General features: G+C 50.0%; 5 protein-coding genes. 4 read left to right on the top strand and 1 reads right to left on the bottom strand.

Features of this window, described 5'->3' with window-relative positions; all coding sequences use genetic code 11:
- Positions 1–60: 60 nt before the first annotated feature.
- Complete coding sequence (locus tag OM95_RS16910) at positions 61–1572, bottom strand: FAD-dependent oxidoreductase (protein WP_291516730.1); 1512 nt, start codon at positions 1570–1572, stop codon at positions 61–63.
- Between the two features lie 31 nt (positions 1573–1603).
- Here OM95_RS16910 and OM95_RS16905 point away from each other — a divergent pair, with 31 nt between their 5' ends.
- From OM95_RS16905 to mgtE, 4 genes are all read left to right on the top strand, one after another.
- A complete protein-coding gene (locus OM95_RS16905; protein ID WP_291516728.1) occupies positions 1604–2233 on the top strand; it encodes a 2OG-Fe(II) oxygenase in 630 nt (209 codons plus the stop codon).
- A complete protein-coding gene (locus tag OM95_RS16900; RefSeq protein WP_041876496.1) occupies positions 2230–4020 on the top strand; it encodes an ABC transporter ATP-binding protein in 1791 nt (596 codons plus the stop codon). Before OM95_RS16905 ends, OM95_RS16900 begins: the two co-directional genes overlap by 4 nt.
- Positions 4017–5894: an ABC transporter transmembrane domain-containing protein gene (locus OM95_RS16895; RefSeq protein WP_041876494.1), complete on the top strand. Its 1878-nt coding sequence runs from the start codon at positions 4017–4019 to the stop codon at positions 5892–5894. The genes OM95_RS16900 and OM95_RS16895 overlap by 4 nt, the downstream gene beginning before the upstream one ends.
- A gap of 106 nt (positions 5895–6000) precedes the next feature.
- Positions 6001–7341, top strand: coding sequence for a magnesium transporter (gene mgtE / locus OM95_RS16890; RefSeq protein ID WP_041876491.1), 1341 nt, complete (start codon positions 6001–6003; stop codon positions 7339–7341).
- Positions 7342–7473 lie beyond the last annotated feature (132 nt).

Here is a 7473-nt window from a genome sequence, read left to right as displayed (position 1 = left end):
TATTTCCTCCGCACCAAATCCCCCGCGCTACAACCAGACTACTGGATCAGTTTCCAAAAGTTAGATCTGGGTGTGAATTTCCATCGCCGCTTTGATGCCGCTTTCTAAGGCGCCATGCAAGGTGCCCGCAAAACGTATGCTCGTGTGTTCACCGGCGAATTGAAAACGCCCGCCGTACTCGGCCTCACCCGCAGCACCTTTGTAGCGCATATACTGTCCCGGTTTGAAGACTGCCATCGACCCCATCGCCCATTTTCTTTGCTGCCAGTTGGCCACTTCCGCGGTCCCGGGCTGTACCGCAGGCAGACCGTTATAGAAGATATCCAGATCAGTCAAAGCTTCGGCTCCGGCCTGAGCCCCCGCCTGTAAACCAGAAGTACCTGATCGCTGAAAGGTCAACAAACCTTGTGAGCCTTTTTGTGCGCGCCCCGAATCCCAAATCTTTTCAGTCAAAAAATTTCCAGTAAAATTACCCAGATTGGCCGGAACAGAACCACGTCGTTGCCGCCAGAACGCCGATTCAAAACCAAGTGTCCCTTTCGCGTGCGTCGCATAGGCCTGAGTCAGGATGCTTTCTTTTTTTACTTGTGAAAAATGCAAATTTTGAATGCCGCTGACTTCGCGCAATTTGGAAAAAGGCAAGGTGCAGATCACGTGGCGGGTTGTAAACACTTCTTTGCCTTCTGGCGTTTGAAAAGTCAGTTGAAAGGCGCCATCGTCCTCAAGAACTTCCACTAACGGACTGTTCATTCGCACCACGTAATCTGGAATCACTCCCGCCACTCGTGCGGAAAGAGACTGCATCAGACTGGACAGCCCGCCCTCCATGCGAAACACCGGTCGACTGGTCAAGAGAGAACTTCCTTCTGCATCCAGAGTCGATAGAAAATGCAAGGCCGACTGATCTTTGGCGTCCACACCGAAACGACTTTCCGCCTGAACCTCAATAAGCTTCAAGATCAAGGGATCCACTTCGCTGCGCCAGGATTCCAGAAGTTCGGCCAAGGATAAAGAGTCGTAATACGCCGCACGCTCAAACTGAAAGGCATTGCGATAAGTCAGAATCACATCCTGATCGCGGTACAATTCACTGCGTATGCGTTTGAAAGGGCCCTGCAAAGTTTTAATTCGGGAAGCCAGGTCTTTAACACTGTAAACCTTTTTGTCGAAGGCGAAAAGATGGGCTTCGACTCCCGCCGAGGCCTTGATCTCGTTGACGGGAATATTGAGTTCTTTGGCTAATTCGAAAACGCGGCTGTGTGTGATGTCAAAAAATTCTGCTCCCAGTTCCGCAACGGGCCCGCCCTCGGGAAAGACTGAAACTGTCTGCACCCGTCCGCCGATGCGCGACGAGGCTTCAAAGATTCTAAAGGGAATTTTGCGTTTTTTAAGTTCAAAGGCCGCCGCCAACCCCGCTGCACCCGCGCCAAGAATGATGACTTCGTTTTTAAAATTTCTTCTATCGCCCATGAAGTAGCGGTCTAAGCTTGTGCAACTGCCAAGCGCCAGAGCGGATGTGCCCAGTGCAGAAACTTTTAAAAAATCACGGCGAGTAAAAGAACTTTTTGCCATCAACCCCTCACCTGCATAGAATGGCAACACTTTGGCACAGAATCAAATCAATCTCATAAATCTGGATCGAATGTTTGATGATTTAGCACAGAATAACTGGGCTCTTTCATCGGCTCTTTTCACTCGGGAATTTTGTCAAAAGCTTGCCCACGAGTGTCAAAAGCTGTACGCCGAGGGCGCTTTGCAAAAAGCCTCGATCGGACACGGAGCTAACAAAGGAGTGCACGCAGAAATCCGTGGTGACTTCACTCGATGGATTGAAGAATCGTCGGCAACACCTTTGCAACAGGAGCTTCTGTCAGAGCTGCAACTGCTTTTGCAAAAGCTGAATCAGAGTTTTTACTTAGGACTGAAAAGATTCGAAATTCATTTTGCGCTCTACCCACCTGGGGCTGGCTATGATAAGCATATCGACAATCATCGGGGTTCGGGAGCACGAAAGATCACTTTCATTCTTTACCTCAATGAAAACTGGCAAAAGGGACATGGCGGTGAATTGAGTCTTTATGAACCTGATCAGGAAAACACGCTGATCACGCAAGTGGAACCTCACCTGGGCACCGTTGTCCTTTTTCGCAGTGACCTCTTCCCTCATCAAGTCGAGAAGAGCTTTCAGCCACGCCTGAGTATCACAGGCTGGTTTAGGGACGACGCATCATGAAGTCACTCTTTTATCAGGTCGTATTCACCCGCTTTCATGCTCGTGTCTTGATTCTTGTCAGTTCATTGTTAGGGGCGGTGTTCGGGCTTCTTGGGCCTTTTTTTCAAAAAGAATTTATCGACCAACTGACGGGACATCGCGGGCATCTTCATCTGATCGACTTTTCCAACCCGTTGACTTATGTTTTTGGCGCATTTCTTTGTGTGCTGATGGCGCAGGCCTTCTCGCAACTGACGAACTACTTAAGCATTCGCGAATCGTTGCATATGCAAAAGGTCTTTGCGCAAAGACTTTATGAAAAAACCTTGCACTTACGAGTCGACACGATGAGCGGAAAACCCGTTGGCGAAATCGTGTCTTTGTACGCCACAGATGTCCCCGGCGCCACCGTCTTTTTAGATCAGACTTTGCCCGCAGGGGCTTCCACTTTATTTCCTCTGATTCTAGCACCTTTTGCGATCTCGCTTCTTTTTGATGTGCCGATTTGGCCGACGGTGCTCATGATGATCGCGATCGCAACACTGAATACCTTCATGGCCTTTCGGCAGTCGAAGTTCTTTTACCGTTTTAAACAGTTGGCGGCGGAACGCATCGGCTTGGTGAACGAATGGATTCAGAACATTCGCACGATTCGCATTTTGGGTTGGACCCGTCACTTCGAAGGCAACATCTTTGTGAAACGTGAAATCGAGACACGCAACCGTGTTTTGATGGTCACCAATGGCCAGGTCATGAACTCGATCTCGTCGTCGATCACTTTCTTTTTGAATGTCGTCGCTTTGGGTTCTTTGGTGCTTTATTCGAAACATCAAATGACCAGTGGGGAACTGCTCGCCTTGCTATGGATCGTCGGGGTGTTCTTAACCCGTCCGTTTCGTCAGATGCCGTGGTTTTTCACTTTCGCTTTTGACTCTTGGACATCCCTGAAGCGCCTGGAAGCCTTTCTTGCAACGAAAAACAATGAGACCCAAGAAGAAAAAGAGCTTTCCCCGCAAGCCCGAAAACGCGAAGAAAAGTACGCCGTGCAGGTGCGCAATTTAAATCTATCCATCAGCGGCAAACGCATTTTGAAAAACATCAATCTGGATATCAAACATGGAGAGTTCGTCGCGGTCGTGGGTGAAGTGGGCGCTGGGAAGTCCATGCTACTTCTTTCACTTCTTCGCGAAACCGGCGCCAGCTTTGAGTCGTACCACTTTGGCGAAAAGAATGCCTTACAGATGAATCTGGATGAGGTGCGTGCGCAGTACGCCTATGTGCCCCAGGAAGGCTTCATTATGAATGCGACCTTGCGTGAAAACGTGGCTTTCATTTACGACATCGAGTCGGAACGAGATCCGATGATTGAAGAGTCCTTGAAATTAGCACAGTTCGATTTAAACACCGAACGCGTGGAAAAAGGTTTGGCGACGGAAATCGGCGAACGAGGTGTAAATCTTTCCGGCGGTCAACGACAGCGCGTGGGCCTGGCCCGTGTGCATTTTCATAAAGCTCCGGTCTTACTTTTGGATGACTGTTTAAGTGCCGTGGATGTCGACACCGAACAAAAACTTTTTGCGCAACTTCTTCTGGGCGCCTGGGCCGACCGCACCCGCCTGCTGGTCACGCATCGCCTGAGCGCTCTGCATCAGGTGGATCGCATCCTGTTTATGGAGGATGGTGAAATTGTGGACTCGGGAAGCTTTGAAGAACTTCTGGCGCGAAATCATAAGTTCCGTCAATACACCACGACGGTCGCCAAGGAAGCCACGCAAAAATCTGAGGATTCCCTGGAGGTTTTAAAATGACTTCTAGAAAAGCGCACAAACCTGCCGTGAAGGCTAAATATCTTTCCGATGGAGAAGTCCGCAAAGAAGGTGGCTATAGCAAAAATCTTTATGAAACCTTGCGCTTCGCCTATGGGCCGTATCTGGCTCGTATTTTAGTTTGTCTGACCTTAGGTTTTGTCGGCCGAGGCCTTCTTTTGGCCAACACCAATGTCATTGGCTACTGGGTCGACAATCTGGTCGGTAAAGAAACGCCACTGACAGGCTTTTCTTCGCAGCAGTTTGTTCTTCTTCTGGGAATCATGGCGATCACCGGCTTTGCGATGACCCTTGTGTTCCGCGTGAGTTTTTCCAGACTTTCTGCGCAGGCGATTTCCAGTTTCTATGACGAAGTCACCTTAAGAACTTCCCGCCTGCCCATGGGCTTTTTTGACAACACGCCAGCAGGCCGAATCATCACGCGTTTTTCCAGCGACTATGGCAACGTGTTTCGTTTGTTCGGCGGGCCTTTGGCCGAATTCATCTCGATTATTTTTGATCTGAGTATGATGGTCATTCTGATCACCGTCGCCAATCCGATTTATTTGATTTTTGTCTTTTTCATCGGTGTGATGAACTTCCTGGTTTACAAATTGAATCAACAGAAACTGCGCACCTCACGACGTGAACTTTCCGCCAGCCGCTCTCCGAGTATTGCGCATTTTGCGGAAACCACCCAAGGGGCCAGCACCATCCGTTCTTTCCGGCGGGAAAAGATTTTCGGCGAACGCTTTGAGCGTTTGGATCGCTATTTTCTAACGCAAAAAATGAGTACGACTAAACAGCTGATCAGCTTTTCATTTCAGATGAACAGTCTAACGGCCCTGTTACTTTTAGTGACGGGGGTTTCGGCTTACTTCATGGTGGAAAAAGGTTGGGCCACAGTGGGCTCTGTCGGCGTCGCCTTCAGTTTCATTGCTCTTTCAGGCAACACGGTACAAATGTTTTTCGAATGGTTAACACAGTTTGAAGAAGCCATGATCGGAGTTGAGCGCCTTGATCAGTACATGCGCATGGAAATGGAAAACGGCAGCCACCTGCCCGCCACCGCAAAGTTTGCAACCGGTCATCCTGTTTATTCAGAATCCGTCGAAAAATATCTGCACAACCGCCGTCTGACGGAAAACCGCAGCGCCTCGGTGCAAGTGAAAGACGTATGGTTCAGATACCGCGACGATCTGCCGTGGGTTTTAAAAGGCGTGAATTTCGAAGTGCAGGCCGGCGAGCGCCTGGGCATTGTCGGACGCACAGGATCCGGAAAGTCCAGTTTGATTCAGGCTCTGTTCTATCTTTATCCGATCGACAAGGGGCAAATCTCGATCAACGAGCATCTGCCTAAATTTAAAAACGATACTGCCGGAGTGGACCTCAACCTGTATCGTCAGTCGATGGCATTTATCGCCCAAGAACCGATTTTATTTCAGGGCACTTTGCGTTTCAATCTGGACATCAAAGACACTTTGCCCGATGAAAGACTGCTGCAGGTCATTGAACAGGTCGGCCTGGGGGATTGGCTAAGATCTCATCCCGAAGGCCTTGCTTTACGCATTGAAGAACGCGGAAAAAATCTTTCTCTGGGTGAACGCCAATTATTATGTATGGCTCGGTGCCTTTTGCAAGAATCACCGATTGTGATCATGGACGAAGCGACCAGCTCTGTCGATCCACAGTCCGAAGAGATCTTGGTCAAAGCCACCGAAGAGTTTTTCTCGGACCGAACTCAGCTTATTATTGCTCATCGGCTTTCCACTTTAGCGAAGTGTGACCGAATATTATGGTTGCAGAATGGTGAGATTGTCGCCCTCGGCCCCACGAGCGAAGTTCTTCCCCGATTTAAAAAAGCAGAACTGGTCTAAAAAATAAGTTTGCGGCTGCCGATGAAAAGGGGTATTTCTCGGCACAGATCTGCTCCGAGAGGTCGAAGTGGACACAGATTCTATTTGCAACTAGCGGAGCGCGGTGATGGAAGACAACAACCAAGCACACGACGAGAGCCAGGAACAGAACTCCCTGCTGAGCCTGACTGACACCTGGTCGGCATTAAGCCCCGATGAACGTCGTGAAAAGTTCAAAGAACTGCCCCGCACAGAAGCTGAAGAATTATTTCTAAGCCTTAAGACCCATGACCAGGCTGAACTGATCATGGAAGCCGCTCCCCTCGAAAAACGCTCTTGGATTCGTTTGTTGGCGCCCGATGACGTGGCCGACTTGATCCAGGAAATGGGATCTGATTATCGCGATGAATTGTTAGCTTTGCTGGACCCGCAAACGAAACGAGAAGTGACGGCCCTTTTGGCTTATGCGGAAGATGCCGCCGGGGGACTGATGAGTTCCCGTTTCGTCCGTCTGCGCCCCGACATGACCGTGGACGAGGCCATCACCTACATTCGCATTCAGGCTAAGACGCATGTAGAAACCATCTATTACGCCTATGTCTTGGATTCAGACCAAAAACTTTTGGGTGTCGTGTCTTTCCGCGAACTTTTTTCTGCGGCCCCGGGTAAACGCATTTCTGAGATCATGCACACCGATGTTCTGAAAGTTCCAGTCGAAATGGACCAGGAACAGATCGGTCGTATCTTTTCGCAACAAGACCTGATGGCCGTTCCCGTTGTTGATGAAAACGGTATCATGAAAGGTATCGTCACGTTCGATGACGTGGCCACAGCGATTCAAGAAGAAGCCACCGAAGATATTCACAAACTCGGGGGGGTTGAGACCTTGGATGCCCCGTATTTGAAAATCTCAATGCTTGAGATGATCAAAAAACGCGGCGGCTGGCTTTTGATTCTTTTTCTTGGTGAAATGTTCACGGCCACAGCCATGGCTTATTACGAAGATGAATTAGCCAAAGCGGTCGTCCTTTCCATGTTCATTCCGCTGATTATTTCTTCGGGCGGAAACTCGGGGTCGCAAGCCTCGACTCTGGTCATCCGGGCCATCGCTCTGGGAGAAGTGCGTGGACGGGATTGGTGGCGCGTCTTAGGCCGAGAAGTCTTAACCGGACTGACACTGGGACTTCTTCTGGGCGCCATCGGTTTTATTCGGATCTTGCTTTGGCCAAATCGTGAAAGTCTGTACACGACTCATTACATGCTTGTCGCCGCCACAGTCGCAGCCAGCGTCGTAGGTGTCGTTCTTTGGGGAACCATCTCGGGTTCAATGCTGCCCTTTATTCTGAAGAAGGTGGGGTTTGACCCGGCTTCAGCTTCAGCGCCAGCGGTTGCGACTCTCGTCGACGTCACGGGGCTGGTGATCTACTTTACTGCGGCTAGTTTGTTTCTTACTGGGGTGCTTCTTTAGTCTTTCCTTTAAATCTTGGCTTCGGCGGGGGATTTGGGAAGAGGGAGGGGCTGGGTTTTCCTCTTGCGTTCGGCACGCCTTCCGGGCTCGGTTGCCGCCGCACTTTGTGCGGTTCGCGCCATCGTGGCGCCG

It is taken from the genome of Bdellovibrio sp. ArHS, assembly GCF_000786105.1.
Taxonomy (GTDB): Bacteria; Bdellovibrionota; Bdellovibrionia; order Bdellovibrionales; family Bdellovibrionaceae; genus Bdellovibrio.
This window is presented reverse-complemented; position numbering and strand designations above follow the sequence as displayed.